This window comes from Duganella sp. Leaf126 (assembly GCF_001423125.1).
Classification (GTDB): Bacteria; Pseudomonadota; Gammaproteobacteria; order Burkholderiales; family Burkholderiaceae_D; genus Rugamonas.
On record NZ_LMNW01000002.1, the window covers coordinates 60,803 to 82,664 of the forward strand.

Here is a 21,862-nt window from a genome sequence, read left to right on the forward strand (position 1 = left end):
CATGACTTCCTTAGTAACCGTCTATATTCCGACCAAGAACCGCCTGTCGCTGCTGCGCCGCGCGGTGCAGTCGGTGCTGGGGCAGACCCACGGCGCGATCGAACTGATCATCGTCTCGGACGGCTCGACCGACGGCACCTGCGACTACGTGCGCAGCCTGCAGCAACATGCGAACGTCAAGCTGATCCACAACGACACCTCGGTCGGCGCCTGCGCTGCACGCAACCAGGCGCTCGACATTGCCCAAGGTGAATTCATCACCGGTCTCGATGACGACGACATGTTCATGCCGCACCGCCTCGAGCGCTTTATTGCCGCCTGGCGCACGCGCGAGGCGGCCGGCGAACGTTTCTCCTGCCTGTTCGACCGCCGCATCGTCGATCAGGGCGGCGCGGTGACGCTGGCCAACGCGGCGCCGGTGGCCGGCTACGAGGAAATGCTCGGTGAAAACCTGATCGGCAACCAAGTGTTTACCACACCGGCACGCATGCGCGCTGCCGGCGGTTTCGACGCGGCCATGCCGGCCTGGCAGGACTGGGAAATGTGGGTACGCCTGGTCCAGCACGGCGGCCCGGCCCACAACATCGGCGCCAACAGCTACCTGATGGATGTGTCGCACGAGTTCGAGCGCATCACCCTGAAATCGGGCGACCGCATCATCCAGGCGGCCAAGCTGTTCTACGCCAAGCACGGCCAGGGCGGTCGCGCCCTGCCCGGCCTGCTCAATTCGCTGGGCGCGTATCCACAGATCCGCCTGAGCCTGGGCGACCTGATGGTGATGGCCGGCACCCCGGCCACGCGCCGCCACGCGCTGCGCCAGTTGCGCCGGCGCCAGTTCAAGCCGACCATGGCGGGCACGCTGGCCTGACCGGCAGCGATAGATGAACGATAAGGTTTGACATCGCCTCTGCCGTGAGGCGATTCGTTCAACACGCTGCCGGATGCAAATAAAATCTGATAGGTACGCTAGTCGAACCGCCGCCAAGTTCGCGGTTCGTAGCAATAAAGATTGAGACAAGCTCGGGCTTGTTCGGAACCTACGACTGTCGGCTTTCGCCCCGAAACGGACCTGCTGATGTCGGGCGGGAATTCGTAATCAGCTTTGTTCTTTCGCCCGCTGCAACACCTTCAATACCTTGGGCCGTTTAGCGTAGCGCTTCTGCGCTGCCGCCTCGTCCTTTTCGAGCCTGTCACATCGCAGATCTTTCATAGCCGACGAAATTTCAACCTTGCGCTGAGCATCGTACGGCTCTTCACTGCTCCAATGAGTGCAGCCCGCGAGACGGTCGATCAATTTCTTGATATCCCCACGTTGCCCGGCTTTTAGACTGGCCAGCCGATCGTCGCTCGCTATAGCGTGAGCAGCAAAAAGACATAGGAACATCGGAAGATAGCGTTTCAGCATTGGAGTAGGCTCAATCGTTTAAAGAGTCCGCTTCTGGCCGATAGTTGTCGCCCTAAACCAGATTTTAAAAACGTTCAACCTGACGAAATTTTTCCTGAGATATTAAGCGCTCTGCTATACGGTCGGCTAAAGTGGGTTTGATCCTTATCATCCATTTTTGAAACGACGACGCTTTAACCTTAAGCAGGTAGGTTGCCCAGGCGCATACTGGTGCAGGTACGACCAACTCGAAGAAGTATCGACCTTGATCGTCTTCCACCAAGGCATATACGGAATTCTGTCTGCGTATTTCCTTCACTTACCCTCCTGTTTTATCGCTCGTCTGCATCAGCGGCCTCGGTGTTTGCCACATGGCCGTCAGGATGCACAATAGCATGGACAAAAAAGCGGCCCCCTTGGGGGCCGCTCTCATCCAGAATCCTTCGTTGTCAGCTCAACGTGCCACCAGTGCATGACCGCGCGGGTCGCTGGCCGCCACCAGCTGGCGCAGGAAGTCGTCCTGCACCGCGTAGGCGGCCGCAGCTTCGCTGTCGTCGCGTACCAGCATCGAGGCGCGCACCAGGATGCCGTCCGCCACCTTGCCGCGCAGACCGTCGCGGAAGATCTGCATGCGCATGGCCAGGCCGCCTTGCGGATAAGCGTCGCTGATGCGGGTCCAGTAAGTCACCGCTTCCAGCCGGCCCTGGCCGGTGGCCAGCATGTGCTTGCCAGGCAGCGGCGGCGCCGAAGCCGTCATCGACAACGGTGCCGGCGTCAGCGAGATGACCTTGTAGCCCTGGGCCGGATAGCAGATCTCGGGCAGGTGCAGTTTGACATCCTGGCGCTGCTCCTTGGCATAGGCGAGCGCCAGCATCACCTGCTGGCCCTGGCTGTTGACATAGGTGCGCATCAGCACGTCGTCATACGGCTGCTCGAGATTGCGCCCGCCGTCTTCGGCGGTGGACAGTTCGGCCTGGGTGACCGCGCCCGGCAGTTCGCGCCAGTCGCCGAAGCGGGTCGGCACGCTGCCGGCCAGGTCGATGGTATGCGGATTCGGTGTCAGGGTCGGAGTCAGCGCCCAGGCGGCGCCCACCGACACCAGCATGCCGACCAGCAGACCGACTGCGACGCGCGGCGTCACCCGGCCCAGCTGGTGCCAGGCGCCCGGCTGCAGGGCCGGCAGTTGCAGGCCAGCGCCTTCGTCGCTGGCGCCGCCACGGCGCACCATCCAGCTCAGTGCGCTATCGACACCGATAATCAGCAGCAGCGCCGACAGGAACAGCACCAGGCCCGAAAAGCTGTGCAGGAAACCCTGGCCGGCCGCATCGCCGTAGTGATACGTGATCAGCGACAGGAAGATGATGCGGATGGTGTTGGCGGTAAACGAGATCGGGATGATCAGCATCGCCAGCAGCACGTTGCGCACCAGCGAAGGATGGCGCACCAGGTTCATGTAGAGCAGGCCCAGCGCTTCGAGCGTGAACAGCGAATTGAGGCCGGCGCAGGCATCGGCCACCAGCAGCTGGTACTGGCCGATGGTGAGGATCACGCCGCTGCGGGCGATCGGATAACCCATCCAGTACAGCAAGTGTTCGGTGGCGGTGGAGACCGCGATCTTCATCGGCAGCGTGACCACGTCGACGATCGAGGCTGGCAACGGAATCATGAACAGCATGAAGAAGAAGGCAAACCACATGCGCGACCAGGTGCGCACACCGAAGAATGCGATCATCAGCCCGGCCAGCACCAGCACCAGCGAGCCGACTTCGAGCACGTGCACGCCCTGCGAGCGGCCCAGCACGTAGCAGACCAGGCCGGCAGCCACGACTGGAAAACCGAGTGCCGGCAATGGCGAGCGTTCGAACAACTGCTGCGAAATCAGCTGGCGGGTGCGGAAATACAGAAAGCCGAAGGCCACGGTCATGACGATCGGCCCGTGGGCGTTGCGGTCCGAACTCCACTCCCCCCTGAACAGGTCGATCAGGGTCGGAATATAGAGCGCGGCCAGACCGGCCAGCACGATGATCCATGGCGTGAGCGCGAGACGCGATCCAGCCACGGGAGGATTGAGCGAATGCGCCATGGCCATCTGGGATCAGAAGTGATTGAGGACCGAACCGACCACGTGGACGCGCGCCTCGTTGAGCGAACCGATCAGGTCGTGCACCTTGTCCACGTGCGTGACGTCCTGGCGCGCCACCACGACGGCAGCGCCGGCGCGGCCGGCCACCATCTGGGCGTCCGAGCATTCGTCGCCGGCCGGGGTGTCGATCAGGATCACATCGTAGCGCGGCGCCAGTTCGCGCAGCACCTGGCCCAGCATCGGGCGGCCGAGCAGCTCGGACGGGTTCGGCGGCGGTGCACCGGCGGTCAGCACCGACAGGTCGAGCAGGCTCGGCACGCGCTGCACGGCTTCCAGGCCGTTACGGCCGGACAGCACCGACGACAGGCCGACGCGGTTTTCCAGGCTAAAGATATCGTGCTGGGTCGGATGGCGCATGTCGGCATCGATCAGCAGCGTGCGTTGGCCCTGCTGCGAAAACACCACGGCCAGGTTGGCCGCCAGGAAGCTGCGGCCGTCGCCGCGCTCGGCGCCGGTGATGGCCAGCGCGCGGCGCTCTTCGCCGGTCTCGAACCAGCGCCACATCAGCTGGTTACGCAAGGCGCGCAGCGACTCCACGCGGGCCGTGAATGGTTCGTAAGCGGCCACCACGGATTCGCTGATGGCGCTCTCGCCACGCAGCAGGTAGGGATAGTCGTACTGGCGCGACAGCGCGAATTCGATGTCGGCTTCGGTCAGCACGCCCAGCGCCAGCGCGGCATCGCCGAAACGCACGTTGCGCTCGACCTGGTGGCGCATCACGCGCTCGGCGTCGGCCACCGACAGGCGGCCCACCTTGATGAGGATGGCGCCAATCGAACGATCGGGCACCGACGACGATGACGACGCCTTGTCGCGCATGTCCGAGACGATGTACGGCTGGACGGGAGGATTCTGGTTCATGGTGTTGCTCCGTAATAAGCGGTAATCGTCAGTGTCATTGCTGCGGCAGCAAGGCGGCCGGCGGATTGCTCTTGCCGCTGCGCTTGCTCACGCGGGGCTTGGCGATCGCGCCCAGCACCGGCAAACCGAACACATCGGCCATGTGGCTGGCCGAACGGACGCGCTGGTCCAGCAGTTCCATGACCAGCACGGCACCACCGCCCAGGATCAGGCCGACGACGACCGCCAACGCCAGGTTGAGCAGCAGACGTGGCGAGCTAGGCTTGGTTGGCGGCACGGCCAGCGACAGGATGGCGATATCGGACTGGCGGGCCTGGCCTTCCAGGTTGGTCTGGTTGTAGCGCTGCATGGCGTTCTCGTACGAGCGACGGGCATTGTCCGCTTCGTTGGTGAGCACGGCGAACTCGTCGCGGGCGCCGTTCAGCTCCAGCACGCGCGCTTTTTGCGCGGCCAGTGCGGCGCGCAGTTCGGATTCGCGCTGCTTGTAGATGTTGCTGTTGCTGGCCACACCGCTCGACGCCGTGCGGATCTGCTCCTGCAGGTTGCTGCGCAGCTTGTCGACTTCGGACTTGGCGGCAATGTATTGCGGGTGGTTCGGCGCCAGACGCTGCGACGTGTCGGCCAGACGCGCTTCGGCCGTGGCCAGCTGCGACTTCAAGTTCTGGATCAGGCTGTTGTTCAGCACGTCAGGCGATTCGCCGGCATTGCCGGTAGCCTGGCGCGAACGCGATTGCGCTTCCATCAACAGGCCCTGCACTTGCACCAGTTGGCTCGACAGTTCGTTCAGGCGCGCGGTTTCGACATCGACGCGGTTATCGGCGCTGTAAATGTTGTTTTCCTTCTGGTACTTCGACAGGCGGCTCTGCGCCAGTTCGTACTGCTCGCGCAGCAGCTTGATCTGGGTGTTGATGAAGCCCGAAGCCTGCATCGCCGGATCGGTTTTCAGCTGTACCGAGAAGTCCAGGTAACCCTGGGCAAACGCATTGGCCACGGCAGCCACGAAGGTCGGATCTTCGCCCTTGAAGTTAATCGTCAGCACGCTGCTGTCGCGCGATGGCTCGATTTCGATCTTGGCCAACAGCAGGTTGGCCAGCCAGTCCTTGATGTCGCCTTCGTTGTTGGAATCGCGGAACTGCTGTTGCACGGCCGGGTTTTCCGCCAGTTTCAGGCTTTCCACGGCTTTCAGCGCGACGCTTTTGCTGCGGATGATGTCGGCCTGGGTGGCAACGTAGCCGCTCATCATCTGCACCGGCAAGGTCATGCCGGTGATCGGATCGACGCCCTTGGTGTTGAGCACCAGCGAGGTGCTGGCGCGGTACACCTTGGACATCACGAGGCTGATGCCCAGCGCGGCGATCACCGTCACGAGCAGCACGGCGATGATGATTTTATAGCGCGCACGCAGCGCCAGGAACAGTTGGGTGAAATTCATGTTGAGCTCTCTAAAGGATCGCAGGCGTGACGTTAGAACAGGCTTTCGCGCACGTACAGCACGTCGTTCGGCAGCACAGGATCGTCATACTTGGCTTCGATTTCCTGGATCTTGCCCTGGGTGTCGCGGCGCTTGATGCGCAGGCCGCGCTCGGTGCCGCGCGGGGTCAGGCCGCCACCGGCAGCGAGCGCCTGCAGTACCGTCATCGAGCGTTCGATGCGCATCATGCCTGGACGCTGCACTTCGCCGTAGATGTAGAAGCGCGGTGCGCGGTCGACGTACAGCACGTCGTTGCCGTTCAGTTCGATGGTGGCAGGCACGCTGCCGCGGATCAGGTCGGCCACGTCGATCATCTCGGTGCTGGCCTTGCCATCACGCATGCGCAGCACGGTGACCACGTCGCCGCCGTCCACGTTGACGCCGCCGGCCAGCGCCAGCAGGTCGAGCAGGTTACGGCTGCCGTCGATCGGGTAGCGGCCCGGACGGTTAACCTGGCCCAGTACCGACACCTGCTGGCTTTGCAGCACGGTGACGATCATGTTGACCTGAGGATTTTTCACGTAGCCGCCGGAGACCAGCGCTGCAGCGATTTTCTTTTCTGCGGCAGCGGTGGACAGGCCGCTGACCGACACCTGGCCCACCAGCGGGAAGGTGATGAAGCCGGAAGCACTGACGCGCGTTTCCACGGCCAGGTCGGGATTGTTATAGACCGAAATCTTGACCACGTCGCCGGGGCCCAGCGGCAGTTCGGCGCCGGCAGCGCCATTGGCGGCGGAAGCCGTCCCCAGTACCAGCGCCAGCAGCGGCGCCAAGATCCAAAGTGCGATTTTTTTCATCATGTGCTCTATCGTAAAGAAGGTGATAAGGGAAACGCCGCGCTTATTTCAGACCGGCTACGCCGCGCGCATGGGCATCGGCATCGCTGGTGGCTGCCGGGGCGGCCGCTGCGGGAGCGGCTGCAGGAGGCGTGGCGCCGGGCGCGTCCGCCTTGTTCAGGTACTCGATCTTGGTGGCGCCGCGCAGACGTGCGATCTCGGCAGTGGCGCCATCCTTGGTACGGGTATTCATCAGGAACTGGGCAATCTGCGCTTCCGAAGAGGCGAGGTCGACCGGCGTGTCCTTGATGTCGGTAATCGTCATCAGCGTGCTGCGATCGCCTTCACGCACGATGAACAGCTGGCCCTTCGGCAAGGCCACCAGTTTTTCGCTGAGCGCCGGCGCCAGGTCGGCCGTGCTGCGCGAAATTTGCTGGCGTGCATACTTGATGCCGTTACGGTCGAGATAGCTGGCCACCTCGTCGATCGACTTGGCGTTGTCGATTTCTTTTTTCAGTTCGTCCGACAGGTCGCTGGTGGCCAGGTTCAGCTGGCGCAGCTCCATGGTTTTACGCTGCGAGAACAGCAAAGGATTCTTGTTGAAATAGTCCTGGATCTCGGTCTTGCTCGGCTTCGACGGCGAACCGGCATGCTTTTGCATATAGGCCTGGGCGATGATCAGGGCCTTGGCGCGCTCGATGGCCTGCACCACTTTCGGATCGCGGTCCAGCTTGTCTTCCATGGCCTGGTTCAGTACCACCTGGCGGTCGATCAGCGATTCGATGATCTGCTTGCGTGCCTGCGCCTGCTGGGCCGGCGGCACGTTAGCACGCTGCAATTCCTCGTTGACCTGCAAGGCGGTGATTTCTTCCTTGCCCACCTTGACCAGGGCCTGGCCCGACTTTTGTTCGCCCTTGCCGCAGGCGGCCAGCGAGGCTGCCAGCGCCACCGCCAGCGCTGCCGTTCCAACTGCGCGCGTTGCGCGGGTACTGCCAAATAAAGTGTGCTTCAAGATAGTTTCCTCAGTAATCGCCCGTCCCGGGCGCAGTGTGCGGCCCCCGCCCGGGATTGTCAATATTATAAATTATATGCATTTAAAGCAATGGATAGCGCGATTATTACACAAGTCCCGCAGCGCACCATTTATTAATTTGTAAAAATATTACGCCGCCCTGCGCGGTCTGCCGTCAATGGGCGTTGTCGCGCTTGAGCACCACCAGTACGGTGCGCACGATGATCCACATGTCGAGCCACAGCGACCAGTTGCGCAGGTAATCGAGGTCGAACTGGATACGCGCTTCCATTTTTTCCAGCGTCTCGGTCTCGCCGCGCAAGCCGTTCACCTGGGCCCAGCCGGTAATGCCGGGCTTGGCCTTGTGGCGCAACATATAACCCTTGATCAGCTTGCGGTATTCCTCGTTGTGCGCCACCGCGTGCGGACGCGGACCGACGATGCTCATGCGCCCTTGCAGCACGTTGATGAACTGCGGCAGCTCGTCAAGCGAGGTGCGGCGCAGGAAGCCGCCGATCTTGGTCAACCGCTGGTCGCCCTTCTTCGCCTGCACCACCTTGGCGCCATCCTCGGCCACCGTCATCGAACGGAACTTGTAGACCAGGATCTCTTCGCCGTACAGGCCGTAGCGGCGCTGGCGGAAGATCACCGGACCAGGCGAGGTCAGCTTGACTGCCAGGGCGATCGTCAACATGATCGGCGTGAGCAGGATCTGGATGATCAGGGCCAGCACGAAGTCGCTGATGCGCTTGATCATGCTGTTGATGCCGGTGAACGGCGATTCGCGGATGCCGATCACCGGCATGCCGCCCAGGCTGGCGAAGCGGGCCTGCATCAGGTCGAAGATATAGATATCGGGCAGGAAGTAGACGGACGCGGTCGTATCCTCCAGCTCTTCGAGCAGGGTCATGATGCGCGGCTGGGCCGAGATCGGCTGGCTGATGACGATCATCTTGATGTTGTGCTTGCGCACATAGGCAGGAATATCGCTCATGCGGCCGAGGATCGGGTGCGCCATATTGGCCGGCCGGCGCTCGTCGGCGCGGTCGTCGAAGTAACCGTGCACGGCCATCACCTGGCTCTCGTGACGATTGATGGTGGCGGCAAAGCGCACGCTGACATCGTTGGCGCCGATGATCACGACCGAGGTCTTCTGCCCTTCGAGCGGGGCCGCGCCCAGCTTGAGCACGCAGAGGTGGCCGAACACCAGCAACAGCGGCGTGGCGATGCACCAGGCCAGCAGCACGTCGCTGTCGTAATGCACGAGCATGCCGCTGCTGACGCCGATCAGCGCCAGCACCAGCACCGACAGCCCCCAGCCCAGCACGATATCGCGGGCCACCTTGTGCATCTGGCCGGTACGCCAGGTGCGGTAGGGATCGACATACTTGTACAGCGACGACGACACGAAGAACGCCATCACCATCAGGATCAGCGAATAACCGTTAAAGCCTGTGCCCAGCAGCAGGGTGCACAGGTACAACATGCCCATGATGACAAGCGGATCGACAACACGCTCGAAAAAAGAGACGAGAGGGGTTTCGGAGACTGTCATGAGGCTTAGAAGGAAACGGTGGCGTTAAAGGCGATGCCTTTGGCACGGAAGCTGCGGGTTTGCGCCGCCGTGCTTCCATCGCGCTTGGTGCCGAAAGCATTCAGCCCCAACAACAGGATGCGGGTCGGCTGGTAGGTCAGGCCGACGCTGGCGGTATCGGTGACGTCGTCGAGGCCGGTCAGGTTCTGGATGCCCTGCAAGGGCTTGAACGCGCGCCGCTCGGTGCGATAGCTGGCGACCGCCTCGATCTTGGAGCTGATCGAGTACTTGGCATCGATGCCTTTGCCGGTGGCCAGCGCACTGTTGACGACCACGCCCTCGGCAGCACCGAACTCGCGCCACAACATGCCGGTGAACTGCACCTGCGACAAGGGGTTCCAGTTGACGATCAGGCGACCGTTGCTGCCGGAATCGTTGCGCAAGCTGGACGTATTGGATTCGCGCCGGGCGTAGCCGCCCAGGAAGATCAGCTGGCTGACGCCGCTGATATTCCAGTTGACGTTGATCTTGGCTTCATCCTGCTTGAAACCGTTGTCGAGCGTGACGCCATTGCCGAATACCTGGGTCGGATACACACCCTTGATATTGCGCACCAGGAAGCCGAAGGTGCTGCCGCTGGGGGCCAGGTAATCGAAACCGCCTTCCGTGGTTTTCTCGGTGCGGTTGTTGTACGCCTGCGAGGGCAGGTCGAACTCGAATTTTTCCTCGGTGTAGCCGGCACGCAGACGCCACGACGGATGGAAGCGCCAGAAACCGTTGACATATTCCTTGCGCTGCACGCGCAGGTTGCGCGCACTGGCCGAAAAGTCGGCGAACGAGGCCAGCGATTCGTTGTACTTGATGCCGACGTTGCCGCTGAGGGTTTTGGCGATATTCCAGTTCAGGTCGACCCTGCCATCCTTGCCGGTATAGTCGAGCTGATTGAAACGGTTGAAGCTGACCTTGGTGGCCTTGACCGTGGCGGTCAGGTGCTGGCGGCTGTAGGTGTGGTCGAACGCCAGCCCGGCGATCAGGCTCTTCGACGTATCGGACTGGGCGGCATTGCTGTCAACGGTATTGTCGCTGCGCAGCAAATTGCTGTCGTACGCCACCTGGGTGGAGACAAACGGCTGGAAGGTATCGACTCGCTGGTCCTGCTGCGACTGTGCTGCTGCATGCGTGGTAAAAAGGCTGCCGATCAGGAGGGGCAGCACCATGAGTTTCCCGGCGCCGGGCGCGCGCCTTACCACCACGCTGCCACCATATGCGGTAAACCGATGCACGTCTGAGGTGTTTGGACATTACTGAACATTTTTTTTGCTCTTATTTCGGGGAAATGACGCGCAACGCGTTGGCGACATGATGCCACCAGTCAACCAAATCGTCGCGCACGATACGATGCTACTCAAATCGTAGCATCAATCATGGCAAAACGGCCACGCCGATTACGATTTGTTCAAAAGCGCACAACGCTTTGAAAACAGGCTTTTTTTGACGCCTGCGCCAGACGTCAAAAATCATGCAAATAGCCCAATAAAATTATATGGCATGCAATGTTGGGTGTCTATATCGCACTGCACCATTTTTGCCGTGAAGCGGACCGTGCCGCCTCGCCGGTCAGCCGCGCTGGCGCGCCTCGATCTGCTCCCATTTTTCCAGCGCCGCCAGCAGCTCGTCCTCGATCTCGGCCACGCGCGCGTTGACGCGCTTGGCTTCGCTCGCGTTCTTCTTGTAGAAGTCGGCGTCGCTGAGCTGCAGGTTCAGCGCTGTCTGCTCGTCTTCCAGTGCGGCAATCAGCTTGGGCAATTCGTCCAGTTCGCGCTGCTCCTTGAAACTGAGCTTTTTGGCTTTTGCCGACGGCGCAACAGCAGGCGCTGCAGGCGCTTCGGCCTTGACCGGCGCCGGGCGCGCGGCCGGCTTGCTGGCGGCGGTATCGCGCACGCGCTCCCAGTCCGTGTAGCCGCCGACGAATTCGCGCCACTGGCCCTCGCCCTCGGCCACGATGACCTGGGTGACCACGTTGTCGAGGAAGGTGCGGTCGTGACTGACCAGAAACACGGTGCCGGTATATTCTTCCAGCAATTCCTCCAGCAATTCCAGGGTATCGATGTCCAGATCGTTGGTCGGTTCGTCGAGCACCAGGCAGTTGGCCGGCTTGGCGAACAGGCGCGCCAGCAGCAGGCGGTTGCGCTCGCCGCCGGACAGGGTCTTGACCGGCGAGCGCGCGCGCTCGGGCGAGAACAGGAAATCGTTCAGGTAGCTCATCGAATGCTTGCGCTGACCGTTTACTTCCACCCAGTCGCTGCCGGGCGAGATGGTGTCGATCAGGCTGGCGTCCTCGTTGAGCTGGGTGCGCATCTGGTCGAAGTACGCGACCTGCAGCTTGGTGCCCAGCTTGGCGTGGCCGGTGTCCGGCGCCAGTTCGCCCAGGATCATCTTGAGCATGGTGGTCTTGCCGGCGCCATTGGCGCCGATCAGGCCCACCTTGTCGCCGCGCAGGATGGTGCCGGTGAAGTTGTCGACGATGACGCGGTCGCCGAAGCGCTTGCTGACATTTTCCAGCTCAGCCACGATCTTGCCCGAGCGTTCGCCGGCGCCGACTTCGAGCTTGACCTGGCCCTGCTGCTCGCGGCGGGCGCTGCGTTGCAGGCGCAACGCTTCCAGCCGGCGCACACGGCCTTCGTCGCGCACCCGGCGCGCCTTGACGCCCTTGCGGATCCAGACTTCTTCCTGCGCCAGGAATTTGTCGAACTTCGCATTTTCCACTTCCTCGTTTTCCAGCTGCTCGGCCTTGCGGGCCTGGTACGTGGTGAAATTGCCCGGGTAGGACAGCAGGCGGCCACGGTCGAGTTCGATGATGCGGGTGGCGACGTTGTCGAGGAAGGAGCGGTCGTGGGTAATGAACAGCACGCTGCCGCGGAAGTCGCGCAGCAAGCCTTCGAGCCACATGATGGAAGTGAAGTCCAGGTGGTTGGTCGGCTCGTCGAGCAGCAGCACATCAGGCGCCGACACCAGCGCGCGCGCCAGCGCCACGCGCTTCTGCATCCCGCCCGACAGTGTCTTCATCAGCATGTCGCCGGTCAGGTTCAGTCGGTCGAGCACGGTTTCCACCTTGTTCGACAGGCTCCAGGCATCGGCCGCGTCGAGCTTGACCTGGATCTCGTGCATCCGCTCCATGACGGCGTCGTCATTGCCCTGGCCGAACTGGCCGGTCAGCGCATCGTATTCCTTGAGCAGACCCGGCAGCTCGCCCATGCCCGACGCCACGGCGTCGTGCACGGTCATCTCCGGATCGAAGACCGGCTCCTGCTCGACGTAGGCGATCTGCAGGTTTTGTTGCATCACCAGCAAACCGTCGTCGAGCTTGAAGCGGCCCGAGATAATCTTGAGCAGGGACGATTTGCCGGTGCCGTTGCGGCCGATCAGGCCGACGCGTTCGCCGGCTTCGAGGGAAAATTCTGCGTGGTCGAGCAGCGCGACGTGGCCGAAGGCCAGTTGTGCCGAGGAGAGGGAAATGACTGCCATAGTGATGTATGCGGTGTAGAAGCGTGTAGATGCCGGCTCGGCAAAACACCGGCGTCGCGCGGGGCGCGGCGCCGGGAGAAGATAGAAGCGCGTATTGTACCGACAGGAGGGGGCCGGCAGCGAATTATCGTCAGTTCAGACCGCCTTAGCGGTATTTGAAACACATATACAGGAACACCAGGATGTCGGACGTGTAGCGGCGCAGCAGGCGGCGCGGCTCCAGGCTCAGGCGGAACAACCATTCGAGCCGCAGGCGCTGCACCAGCTTGGGCGCACGCGGCTTGTCGCCGGCCCAGAAGTCGAACAGCGCCCCCACCCCCATCAACAGGTTGGCGCTCAGCGCTGCCCGGTGATCGAGCATCCAGCGCTCCTGAATCGGATTGCCCATCGCCACCAGCACCACCTCGGCGCCGCTGGCATTGATGCGCGCATCGATATCGTCGGCCGTGCGCAGGCCGTCGTAGCCGTCGCAACTGCCCACCACCTGCTGACCGAGCTTGCCTTGCACATGGGCCACGGCGCGCGCCAGGATCTCGGGCCGGCCACCCACCATGAACACCTTCAGCGGTCGCGGACTGCGCGCGAACAGCAGCGGCGTGAAGTCGGTGCCGTTCAGGTTGTCGGCAAAGCGCTTGCCGTGCAGCAGCTTGGCAGCGATGTCGAGACCGATGCCATCGTTGACCAGCAACACGCCCGGATCGCGGACATGGTCGAGCAGGAAGCGGCACTTGACCACCAGGTTGGTGTTGGCAAAAATCAGCAAGGTCTGGCCGCGCTGCGCGATCACCTGCAGCAGGCGCGCCGCCAGCAGGTCGCCGGTGGTGCTGACCACAGGAAACTGGCTGATGGACAGGATTTCAACAGGCTCGGTCATGCTGCCAGCCCGCCATTTCGGAACAGGAGACGCTGCGCGGATGTATTCATGGTGCGGATGAAAGATGGAAAGTTGCTCGGAATCGGGCGATGATAACACTAAGTCAACGACATCCCCGGCCAATTCGCTTGGGCGAGTCGCCGGGCGTCGGCTATAATGCCTGCGCGTAGCGTCCTCCCCGTAGCACAATGGATAGTGCACATGCCTCCTAAGCGTGGGATACTGGTTCGATTCCAGTCGGGGGGACCACCGCCCTGCCTTCTGCTTTCTTTCTGCTTTTTCTCTTTCCCCTTCGCCGGCCGCTGCCTGCGCCGGCCCGGCGCCAACGCTGCTCCCTTTCCGCACGCCAAGCACTCGTCTTCGACCTGCCGTTGCGGTATAGTTCGACATAACCAATAAGCAACACTGTTGGTATTAAAGAACCATTTAACCAAGTCTCATGTCTCAGCAAAAACTCCAGACCGACATCAACGGCCTGCGCGCTGTGAGCGTGCTCATGGTGGTGCTCTATCATTTCAAACTGCGTACCCTTGGCGGCGGCTTTGTCGGGGTCGATGTGTTCTTCGTCATTTCCGGCTACCTGATGACCCGCATCATCGTCGATGGCATGGTGGCTGGGCGCTTTCACTACGGCCATTTCCTGCTCAAGCGCGCGCTGCGGATTTTCCCGGCGCTGTACGCGGTGGTGCTGGCGCTGCTGGCAGCCGGCGCGCTGCTGCTGCCGCCGGCCGACCTGGCCAACCTGGCGGCGCAATGCCTGCGCGCGCTGCTGTTCGTCTCGAACGACTACTATGCCGGCCAGCAGGGTTATTTCAGCGCCGGCATCGACGACCGCTGGCTGCTGCACACCTGGTCGCTGTCGGTCGAGTGGCAGTTCTACATGTTGTACCCGCTGATCGTCTGGGTCGGGCTGCGGCTCGATCGCCTGGCCGGTGGCAACGCCCGCCATCGCGTCTTTACGCTGTTCCTGCTTGCCATGGCGCTCGGCTCGCTGGCCCTGTGCATCGTCATCGATCACCAGAGCGCCTTCTTTTCGGTGGCCACGCGCTCGTGGCAGATGATCGCCGGCGGTCTGGTGTATCTCGGGCGCGATCTGGCGTGGCTGCGGCCCTTGCAAGGGCGGGTGCTCAGCTACGGCGGCCTGGCGCTGATCGTCGCGGCGGCAGCGGTCACGCACCTGCTGCAACTGGAACAGGGCTGGCCGTCGTGTTACGCGGTCATGCCGGTGGCCGGCGCCTGCCTGCTGCTGGCGGCGCGCCATGACAACAATGTGCTGCTGAACAATCCTGTCATGGAACGGCTCGGCGCCTGGTCGTACTCGATCTATCTGTGGCATTGGCCGATCGTGGTCGCCTACACGATTACCGGTGTGCTCGACGACACACCGCAGCTCGCCAAGCTGACCGGCATTCCCCTCTCGATCGTGCTCGGCTACCTGTCGTTCCGCTACATCGAGCCGATGCGGCGGCTGCGGGCGGCGCGCGCGGCGCCAGCGACGGCGGCGCTGTGCGCGGCAGGCGGCGTGCTGCTCGGCGCCTCCTTGCTGGACACGGCCACCGGCGGCCTCCCGCAACGGGTTGCCGATCCTGCCGTGTACCTGGCCACCGCGGCAGCGAGCCGCGCTGCCACCTATCCGGCTGCCTGCGAAAACAGCCCTGGCGACAACCGCCATGTCTGCCGCCTCAACCAGGGGCAGCCGGGCGACAAGGTGCTGGTGCTGGGCGACTCGCACGCCGGCCACCTGTATGCCTGGTTTGCCGCCCACAGCAAGAGCGACACGACGTTTTATATCCGCTCCGGTTGCCCGGTAATTCCCGGTTTCGAACTGAAAATCGAAGACCGTGGTTGCCGCGACTACACGGCAGCTGCATTCAGGCTGGCCGGCTCGGGCGCTTACCGCACCGTGATCGTGTCGCAGAACTGGACCGGTTTTTCGCCGGCAGCCGACGCCATCTGCACCGTCGAGGGCGGGCGTTGCCTGACGCCGCGCCAGGCGGGCGACGCACAACTTGCCGTCACCCGGACCCGGGACGCCTTGCAGCAACTGCTGGCCAGGCATATCCGGGTCGTGGTGGCGGACGCCACGCCGCAGTTTCCGTTCAATGTGCCCAAGACCATTGCCCGCCAGTGGTACTGGCACGGCAGGCTGGTCACGCAAGTCCCGGCGCCCGGGTCCGCAGCGTCGACAGCGCCGTTCGACCGCCTGTTTGCGCAACTGCGCAGGTATCCGCATTTCGCGCTGGTGTCGCTACGCAAGGATTTTTGCCAGGGAGATATGTGTCAGGTGTACGACGCGCATCACCAGCTGCCCGTATTCGTCGACAAGGACCATTTCAATCCGGCCTGGATGGCCATGCATGGCGACCAGTTCCGGCCCTATGTGGCCACTGCCGCGCAGTGACGCAGGGGGCGCCGGAACGGCCGCGCGCAGGTGAATTTCCATACGGCATCTAGCGGTGCAATTGTGCCATCAGGAAAAATTTATTTCACAAAAGCGTTAAATTGCCCTATACTAAGTTTCATAAAAGCATTTACATTCTCACGGTCAGTTACAGCCCTCACCTATCAAGGACTGTACATGAGAACTCGCGCCAACTGGCTCGGCCGCATTATCCGCACCAGCATCATGCTGGGCACCATTGCAACAACTGCAGTACAGGCGCAAAGCGTCTACCACTCGACCACCAGCTACGGCTCCTTTTACCGGCCGTTCGCTGCGGATTCGCTGTGGAACGTCAAGCCCGTCAACCCGGTGCTTGGCACCAACGAAGTCAAGAAACCGCTGATTAACCTCGGCTGGATTCCGTCCATCGACGACGGCGAGTACTCGACCCAGGTCTTCATGGCCAAGGCCGGCGATCCCGCCATGACGGTGATCGGCAAGACCGGCACCAAGGGCGTGGGCGACCCCGACACGGGCAACTTCCGCCCGATTACCATTCCACGCTGGCCTGCCGACGTGGTGGCAGCCAGCGGCGCCGACGGCCATGCGGAGATCATCGACACCGTCAGCGGCGTGGTCCACTCGTTCTACCAGCTCAAGAAGGTGAACGGCAAGTGGACCGCGACCATGTATTCGTGGACCAAGCTCGACGGACGCGGCTTCGGCAATCCGGCGCACTGGAGCCAGGGTGCGCGCTCGTCCGGCGTAGCGACCACGGCCGGCCTAATCCGCCTGCATGAAATCAACGACAACCTCGACACGTATCGCCACGCGCTGGCCATGTCGCTGCCCGGCCACACGCTGGCCAACGGCATCAGCCATCCGAGCTATATCTACCCGGCGACCACGGCCGACACGTCAGCCCACCAGAATACCGGGGTGATACCGCTGGGCGCGCGGCTGATGCTGCCGGCGTCGTTCGATGCGACCGCGCTCAGTACGCCGCAGTTGCGCAAGATCGCCAATACGCTGAAACAGTACGGCGCCTACGTGGTGGACCGCAACTACGATACGGCCTTCCGCATCTACGTGGAAAATGGCGCCAGTTTCAACATCATGCCAAACGGCGTGTGGAACACCGCAGTGGTGGGCGACCTCGAAAAAATCCGCGCCGCGCTGCGCGAAGTGGTCAGCGTGTCGGGCTGGAGCAATGGTAATGGCGTCGCCAGGGCCAACGCCGCGATCCGCAGCTGGGGCGACGGCAAGAGCCTGCTCTCGATGCGCGGCGACTGGCAGACCGAAGGCACATCCACTGTCGTGACCGGCGCCTACGACACCTGGACCGAGGCCGTGGCGATTCCGAAGACCGACAGGAAAATCACGCTGGTCAACTACAGCAACGGCATCAGCCGTGTGTCCGGCTCGATGCCGGCCGCCAAAACGCCGATGCGCTTTACCGCGGTCACCACCAGTACCGCGACGATCCGCCTGCAGCTGTGGGCCGGCAACTCGCTGGCCTACGACAGCGGCTACCTGGCCAACGGTTCCTTCGCGTCGTTCCCGTGGCCGACCGTCACGGGACTGTCGGTCAAACTGCTGGCCCAGGGCGGCATCAACACCGCGTCCACGGCACGCGGCATCCTGGTGGCCGAATGAGCTAGGTTGCCGGACGCTGGCGGAACGTCCACAGCAGATTGATGGTGTACGTCAGCAGCAGCACGACCGCCGTCGCAGCCAGCTGGGCCAGCAGGTAATGCAGGCCGGCGACGGTGGTCAACAGCTGCATCAACACCCCGTTCAGGACGGCGCCAAATGCGGCAGTCGCGGCAAACCGGAGCATCGACTGGCCGCTCGAGGCGCGCTTGAACGTGTAACGCGCGTTGAGAAAATAATTGACGATGGCGCCCACCACGGCGCCGGTGACCGATGCGGCCACCGGCGCCAGCCAGTGCAGCGACACCGTGATGAACAGCACCGCGTAATGGGCCAGCGTGCCCACCGCGCCCACCAGTGCATAGCGCACGAAACGCCACAGGCCCCGGCGCGCGGCCGGTTCACTGTGCTCAAGCATGCGGCCCGTCCTGCTGGTGGCGGCGGCGGATCAGGTAGATCGGACGCCGCTTCGATTCGAAATAGATGCGCCCGATATACTCGCCGAGGACGCCGATGCCGATCAGCTGGATGCCGCCGAGCAGGAACACGCCGGTGGACAGCGAGGCGTAGCCGGGAACGTCGACACCGAACAGCAAGGTGCGGATCACCAGGTACACGGCGCGCAGCATCGACAGCAGCGCCACCACCGTGCCGACATAGGTCCACACCCGCATCGGCAGCGTGCTGAAGCTGGTGAAACCCTCGAGCGCAAAGTTCCACAATTTCCAGCCCGAAAACTTGGTGTCGCCTGCCACGCGCTGCTCGCGCGCATACTCGACCACGGCGGTCCGGTAGCCGACCCAGGCAAACAGGCCTTTCATGAAGCGCCGGGTTTCCGGCAGCTGCTTGAGCGCGTCGGCCACCTCGCGCGTCATCAGACGGAAATCGCCGACGTTTTCCGGAATTTTGACTTCCGCCACGGCATTGTGCATGCGATAGAACATCCCGGCCGTCCATCGCTTGAGCTTGGAATCGGAGGCGCGGTCGCTGCGCTTGGCTAGCACCACGTCGTATCCTTCGCGCCACTTGTCCACCAGCACCCCGATCATGCGCGGCGGATCCTGCAAGTCGGCGTCGAACGGCACGACCAGGTCGCCCCGCGACTCGTTCAGCGCGGCCGAGAGCGCCGCTTCCTTGCCGAAATTGCGGGTCAGGTCGATCACGCGCACACGGGCGTCGCGCTCGGCATGGGCGACCAGCTGACGCAGCGTGTCGTCGCGGCTGCCATCGTTGACGCAGACGATTTCGAAGCGGATGCCGGGCAGGCGCTCCAGTTCCGGTATCACCTGCGCGAAGAAATGCGCGATCACTTCCGATTCGTTATAAAACGGCACCACCAGCGACAACAGCGGCAGGGGCGCAGCCGTCGTGGTTGCCGACGATGAGGTCATCACAGCGTGTTCGGCCAATTTATCGACTCCTGTTCAACGTCGCAGGCGACATAGCGGGTGCGGCACGGGATGCGCGGCGCCGCGCCGCCCATCCCAGCGCACCCAGCACCATCAACAGCAGCGCCAGCGACAGGCTGCTGAGTTTTTTTGCCCAGCCTTCGACCGGCAGCGGCTCGCGCGCGATGCGCAGCGTATGCGTCCCCGCGCCTACCTGCACGGTGGCAAACCTGAACGGCGTGGCGGCCGTCACCGGCAAGCGCCGGCCCTGCTGGTCCTGCGCCACCCAGCCGGGGAAATAAAACTGGCGGATGGCGACCGACACCGCGGTGGCAGCCGTCACGCGCAGCACGAAGTCGCCATGCGACTGGGCCACGGTCTCGATGCGGCCGCTGCCGTCCACGATCCAGGCCTGCTCACTGGCGTCGAGGTGCGGCGCCAGTTGCGGCAACAGCTGGTCGACGGCGCTGGCAAACGGCGCGCCCTTCGGATAGTACTCGGGCGGCGTGATGCGGTACTGCACGCGTGGCGACAGCGCCACCTCGTTGACTGCGATGGGCATGTGCTCGAACTTCTTGAACAGCGCCAGCGCCTGGTAGACGAGCAGACCGGCAAACACCAGCAGCAGCACGCTGGCGATGCGCTGACGCTCGGCCGGCGCCGGCAACACGGCAAACACCACGGCCACCAGGGTCAGCAGGACGAACTCCACCACGATCAGCAGGCGCGACAGGAACTGCAGCGAACGATACGGCGACGGCGCCTCGAAAACGAAGCCGAGCTTGCCCCACATGAACAGCCCGCACAGCGCGGTCACCACGGTCCACATCAGCACCGTGGCGCCGGAGGTGCCGAGGCCGGCCGGCGCCACGGCGGCACGGCGGCGCGCCCGCAGGTATTCGGCCAGCAGGTAAGCGGTCAGCGCCAGGTAGATGGCGGCAAACAGCGTGTACCGCGTCACGACCGGGTTATCGTGCACCGACAACCTGGCGAACAGCCTGGTCGCTTCGATCGGCCGCGCGTACAGCGCAGCCGTATTGGCGGCATCGAACAGGGTCAGCGCAGGAATGAAATACAGCCCGGCCACGCCCACGGCCAAGAGCGCCACCGCCACCATGCTGGCCAGCGTGACCGTTATGCCAGGCCCGGCATTGCCACGACGTTGCCTGCCGAACAGCGCGAGCAGCACATAGGCGGCGATCACCGGCCCCACGATCATGGCCGACAGCAGGTGCGTGAAAAACAGGCCGGTGACGGCGGCGGCCAGCAGCGCCAGCCAGCGCACGCCGGCGGTCACCAGGTAGCGGTGCGCGGCATGGAAGATCAGCGGCACCCAGACATAGGCGGCGTACTCGCCGAGGGCGCCTCGGTTGTAGTAGTCGGTCAGCAAATGGTATGGCGCCGCCGCGTAAGCGAGCCCCAGCAGTGCCGATACCCGTACCGACGCGAAATTGCGCGCCCAGCTGTAGAAGAAGGCGGCCGACGCCAACCCCATCGCACAGGCCGATACCGCGATCACGTACGCCAGCGGCAGCTGATGCAGGAAGATCATGTCGACCAGCGCGAAAAACATGGTGGCAAACGGCGGATAGAAATAGAACGCCGGGCTGCCCATGCCGGCCATCGCATCGGGCATCCAGCGCGGGTACAGCTCGCCGTGGCGGACAGCATCCAGGTACGACTGCAGCCAGATGAAGTGCCAGGGAATATCGTCGGAAGCGCGGGCGCCGAACACCAGTGCCGGCGCAAACAGGGCCAGCAGCACGACGCCGCACGCCAGCACGGTCGTCCGTCTGCCTGGTAAAAATTTTCGATCGAACATAGCACAAGCTGAGAGAGTTCTGTGTTTCCACGCTGCACTGCGCAAATGATTTCACCGTGAAAACAGTTTCATCCGCAAGAGCGAGAGCTGGGCATAACCGCAGCGAATATCTCACAAATCGTAGTGCGATGCACGATAATTCTTTGTTACCGTTTCTTGCTATAGTTTTAACGAAAAGTCACCCGATGTGGCGCGCCGGTTCGCAGCCGCCGCCGTGCATCCGGCCGGCAACGGCGTCAGGACACGTCGCTTGCGCGTACCAAGGTCGCCTGCTGCTCGACCGCGCGCAGCACGTCGGCCAGCACTGCCTGCACCGCTTCGTCCGACAGCCGGGGGACCGGCGCAGCCGGTTCGCCATTGCCCAGCAATCCCTGCAGCGATGCTGCCGCGCCGTCGAGCCCGAGCGTGACGCAACCGGCCAGCAGGCGCTCGAGACGCGCCTGCGCACCGGCCTGATCCCCGTGCCCCAGCAGCGTCTCGAGGTCGGCCCTGGCAGCGGTGAGCTGGTTGCGGAAGCCGTTCAGGTAGACCAGCAGGCGCTCGGCGTTGATGCCCAGGCGCTTGAGCGTGGCGGCCGGATCTTCGGCCTGGTGGGTGTGGCCGTGGGCGGCCTGGTCGAGGAAGGCGGCAAGGTGCACGCGCACCTGTTCGGCCTGGAAGGGCTTGACAATGTAGCCGGCAGCGCCCGCGCTCGACGCTTCCTGCATCACTTCCTTCTCGGACGCGGACGTCACCAGCACGAACGGCATGGCGGCCAGCCCGGCATCGCTTTTTACGCGCTGCAGCACGTCGAGGCCGGACAGGTGCGGCATGCGCAGGTCGCAAAAACAGATGGCCGGCCGCAGGCCGCCTTCAAGCTGCTTCCACGCATCGAGCCCGTCTTCTGCTTCGACGATGTCGAATTTGCCGCAGCTGTCGATCAGGTGCATCAGCACCATGCGCGAGACGACATCGTCGTCGACTACCAGAACTTTCATGTTTCTCCCTGTTCCTGCGTCTGCCTCGGTATTCAGGCACGGTCTTCCAACAGCTTCAA

The 21,862-nt window shown here is 63.2% G+C and carries 17 protein-coding genes and 1 tRNA gene; 4 read left to right on the forward strand and 14 right to left on the reverse strand.

Going from position 1 to position 21,862, the window contains the following annotated elements; translation table 11 throughout:
* The first annotated feature begins 1 nt into the window (after position 1).
* Positions 2-868: a glycosyltransferase gene (locus ASF61_RS03865; protein WP_056151356.1), complete on the forward strand. Its 867-nt coding sequence runs from the start codon at positions 2-4 to the stop codon at positions 866-868.
* A gap of 228 nt (positions 869-1,096) precedes the next feature.
* Here the strand turns inward: ASF61_RS03865 and ASF61_RS03870 are convergent, their stop codons facing one another.
* From ASF61_RS03870 to ASF61_RS03915, 10 genes are all read right to left on the reverse strand, one after another.
* Complete coding sequence (locus ASF61_RS03870) at positions 1,097-1,405, reverse strand: hypothetical protein (RefSeq protein ID WP_056151359.1); 309 nt, start codon at positions 1,403-1,405, stop codon at positions 1,097-1,099.
* Between the two features lie 433 nt (positions 1,406-1,838).
* Positions 1,839-3,467, reverse strand: a complete 1,629-nt coding sequence (gene xrtB / locus ASF61_RS03875) for an exosortase B (RefSeq protein WP_056151529.1) — start codon at positions 3,465-3,467, stop codon at positions 1,839-1,841.
* Between the two features lie 12 nt (positions 3,468-3,479).
* The gene (epsG, locus tag ASF61_RS03880; protein ID WP_200919796.1) at positions 3,480-4,388 is read right to left on the reverse strand and encodes a chain length determinant protein tyrosine kinase EpsG; all 909 of its coding nucleotides are present in this window, start codon (positions 4,386-4,388) and stop codon (positions 3,480-3,482) included.
* A 34-nt stretch (positions 4,389-4,422) separates the two neighbouring features.
* Positions 4,423-5,820: a chain length determinant protein EpsF gene (gene epsF, locus ASF61_RS03885; RefSeq protein ID WP_056151361.1), complete on the reverse strand. Its 1,398-nt coding sequence runs from the start codon at positions 5,818-5,820 to the stop codon at positions 4,423-4,425.
* Between the two features lie 32 nt (positions 5,821-5,852).
* Positions 5,853-6,656: a polysaccharide export protein EpsE gene (gene epsE / locus ASF61_RS03890; RefSeq protein ID WP_056151532.1), complete on the reverse strand. Its 804-nt coding sequence runs from the start codon at positions 6,654-6,656 to the stop codon at positions 5,853-5,855.
* 43 nt (positions 6,657-6,699) lie between these two features.
* Entirely contained in the window at positions 6,700-7,647 is a 948-nt protein-coding gene (locus ASF61_RS03895; protein WP_056151363.1) for an EpsD family peptidyl-prolyl cis-trans isomerase, read from the reverse strand.
* 175 nt (positions 7,648-7,822) lie between these two features.
* Positions 7,823-9,202: an undecaprenyl-phosphate glucose phosphotransferase gene (locus ASF61_RS03900; RefSeq protein WP_056151365.1), complete on the reverse strand. Its 1,380-nt coding sequence runs from the start codon at positions 9,200-9,202 to the stop codon at positions 7,823-7,825.
* A gap of 5 nt (positions 9,203-9,207) precedes the next feature.
* Complete coding sequence (epsL, locus tag ASF61_RS03905; protein ID WP_056151367.1) at positions 9,208-10,398, reverse strand: XrtB/PEP-CTERM-associated polysaccharide biosynthesis outer membrane protein EpsL; 1,191 nt, start codon at positions 10,396-10,398, stop codon at positions 9,208-9,210.
* A gap of 400 nt (positions 10,399-10,798) precedes the next feature.
* Positions 10,799-12,706, reverse strand: a complete 1,908-nt coding sequence (locus tag ASF61_RS03910) for an ATP-binding cassette domain-containing protein (RefSeq protein WP_056151368.1) — start codon at positions 12,704-12,706, stop codon at positions 10,799-10,801.
* 145 nt (positions 12,707-12,851) lie between these two features.
* Positions 12,852-13,580 carry a WecB/TagA/CpsF family glycosyltransferase gene (locus ASF61_RS03915; protein ID WP_056151370.1) on the reverse strand — a complete coding sequence of 243 codons (729 nt, stop codon included), beginning with the start codon at positions 13,578-13,580 and terminating at the stop codon, positions 12,852-12,854.
* Positions 13,581-13,754: 174 nt separating this feature from the next.
* Here ASF61_RS03915 and ASF61_RS03920 point away from each other — a divergent pair.
* From ASF61_RS03920 to ASF61_RS03930, 3 genes are all read left to right on the forward strand, one after another.
* Positions 13,755-13,829 (forward strand) — tRNA-Arg (locus tag ASF61_RS03920).
* Between the two features lie 190 nt (positions 13,830-14,019).
* Positions 14,020-15,981: an acyltransferase family protein gene (locus ASF61_RS03925; RefSeq protein ID WP_056151372.1), complete on the forward strand. Its 1,962-nt coding sequence runs from the start codon at positions 14,020-14,022 to the stop codon at positions 15,979-15,981.
* 177 nt (positions 15,982-16,158) lie between these two features.
* On the forward strand, positions 16,159-17,619 hold the full coding sequence (locus ASF61_RS03930; RefSeq protein ID WP_156369446.1) for an Atrophin-1 multi-domain protein: 1,461 nt from the start codon (positions 16,159-16,161) through the stop codon (positions 17,617-17,619).
* 1 nt (position 17,620) lies between these two features.
* On the opposite strand, the gene ASF61_RS03935 is transcribed toward ASF61_RS03930, so the two are convergent.
* From ASF61_RS03935 to ASF61_RS03950, 4 genes are all read right to left on the reverse strand, one after another.
* The gene (locus ASF61_RS03935; protein WP_056151375.1) at positions 17,621-18,034 is read right to left on the reverse strand and encodes a GtrA family protein; all 414 of its coding nucleotides are present in this window, start codon (positions 18,032-18,034) and stop codon (positions 17,621-17,623) included.
* Positions 18,027-19,007, reverse strand: coding sequence for a glycosyltransferase family 2 protein (locus tag ASF61_RS03940; protein WP_082491195.1), 981 nt, complete (start codon positions 19,005-19,007; stop codon positions 18,027-18,029). The genes ASF61_RS03935 and ASF61_RS03940 overlap by 8 nt, the downstream gene beginning before the upstream one ends.
* A gap of 19 nt (positions 19,008-19,026) precedes the next feature.
* Entirely contained in the window at positions 19,027-20,787 is a 1,761-nt protein-coding gene (locus ASF61_RS03945) for a hypothetical protein (protein ID WP_056151377.1), read from the reverse strand.
* Positions 20,788-21,062: 275 nt separating this feature from the next.
* Positions 21,063-21,803, reverse strand: coding sequence for a response regulator (locus tag ASF61_RS03950; RefSeq protein WP_056151380.1), 741 nt, complete (start codon positions 21,801-21,803; stop codon positions 21,063-21,065).
* Between the last annotated feature and the right edge of the window lie 59 nt (positions 21,804-21,862).

What these genes read in the sequence shown, in the direction of transcription:
- ASF61_RS03865 (WP_056151356.1), top strand. Translation starts at nt 2, where the DNA reads ATGACTTCCTTAGTAACCGTCTATATTCCGACCAAGAACCGCCTGTCG.
- ASF61_RS03870 (WP_056151359.1), bottom strand. Translation starts at nt 1,405, where the DNA reads ATGCTGAAACGCTATCTTCCGATGTTCCTATGTCTTTTTGCTGCTCAC.
- xrtB (WP_056151529.1), bottom strand. Translation starts at nt 3,467, where the DNA reads ATGGCGCATTCGCTCAATCCTCCCGTGGCTGGATCGCGTCTCGCGCTC.
- epsG (WP_200919796.1), bottom strand. Translation starts at nt 4,388, where the DNA reads ATGAACCAGAATCCTCCCGTCCAGCCGTACATCGTCTCGGACATGCGC.
- epsF (WP_056151361.1), bottom strand. Translation starts at nt 5,820, where the DNA reads ATGAATTTCACCCAACTGTTCCTGGCGCTGCGTGCGCGCTATAAAATC.
- epsE (WP_056151532.1), bottom strand. Translation starts at nt 6,656, where the DNA reads ATGAAAAAAATCGCACTTTGGATCTTGGCGCCGCTGCTGGCGCTGGTA.
- ASF61_RS03900 (WP_056151365.1), bottom strand. Translation starts at nt 9,202, where the DNA reads ATGACAGTCTCCGAAACCCCTCTCGTCTCTTTTTTCGAGCGTGTTGTC.
- epsL (WP_056151367.1), bottom strand. Translation starts at nt 10,398, where the DNA reads ATGGTGCTGCCCCTCCTGATCGGCAGCCTTTTTACCACGCATGCAGCA.
- ASF61_RS03910 (WP_056151368.1), bottom strand. Translation starts at nt 12,706, where the DNA reads ATGGCAGTCATTTCCCTCTCCTCGGCACAACTGGCCTTCGGCCACGTC.
- ASF61_RS03915 (WP_056151370.1), bottom strand. Translation starts at nt 13,580, where the DNA reads ATGACCGAGCCTGTTGAAATCCTGTCCATCAGCCAGTTTCCTGTGGTC.
- ASF61_RS03925 (WP_056151372.1), top strand. Translation starts at nt 14,020, where the DNA reads ATGTCTCAGCAAAAACTCCAGACCGACATCAACGGCCTGCGCGCTGTG.
- ASF61_RS03930 (WP_156369446.1), top strand. Translation starts at nt 16,159, where the DNA reads ATGAGAACTCGCGCCAACTGGCTCGGCCGCATTATCCGCACCAGCATC.
- ASF61_RS03935 (WP_056151375.1), bottom strand. Translation starts at nt 18,034, where the DNA reads ATGCTTGAGCACAGTGAACCGGCCGCGCGCCGGGGCCTGTGGCGTTTC.
- ASF61_RS03940 (WP_082491195.1), bottom strand. Translation starts at nt 19,007, where the DNA reads ATGACCTCATCGTCGGCAACCACGACGGCTGCGCCCCTGCCGCTGTTG.
- ASF61_RS03950 (WP_056151380.1), bottom strand. Translation starts at nt 21,803, where the DNA reads ATGAAAGTTCTGGTAGTCGACGACGATGTCGTCTCGCGCATGGTGCTG.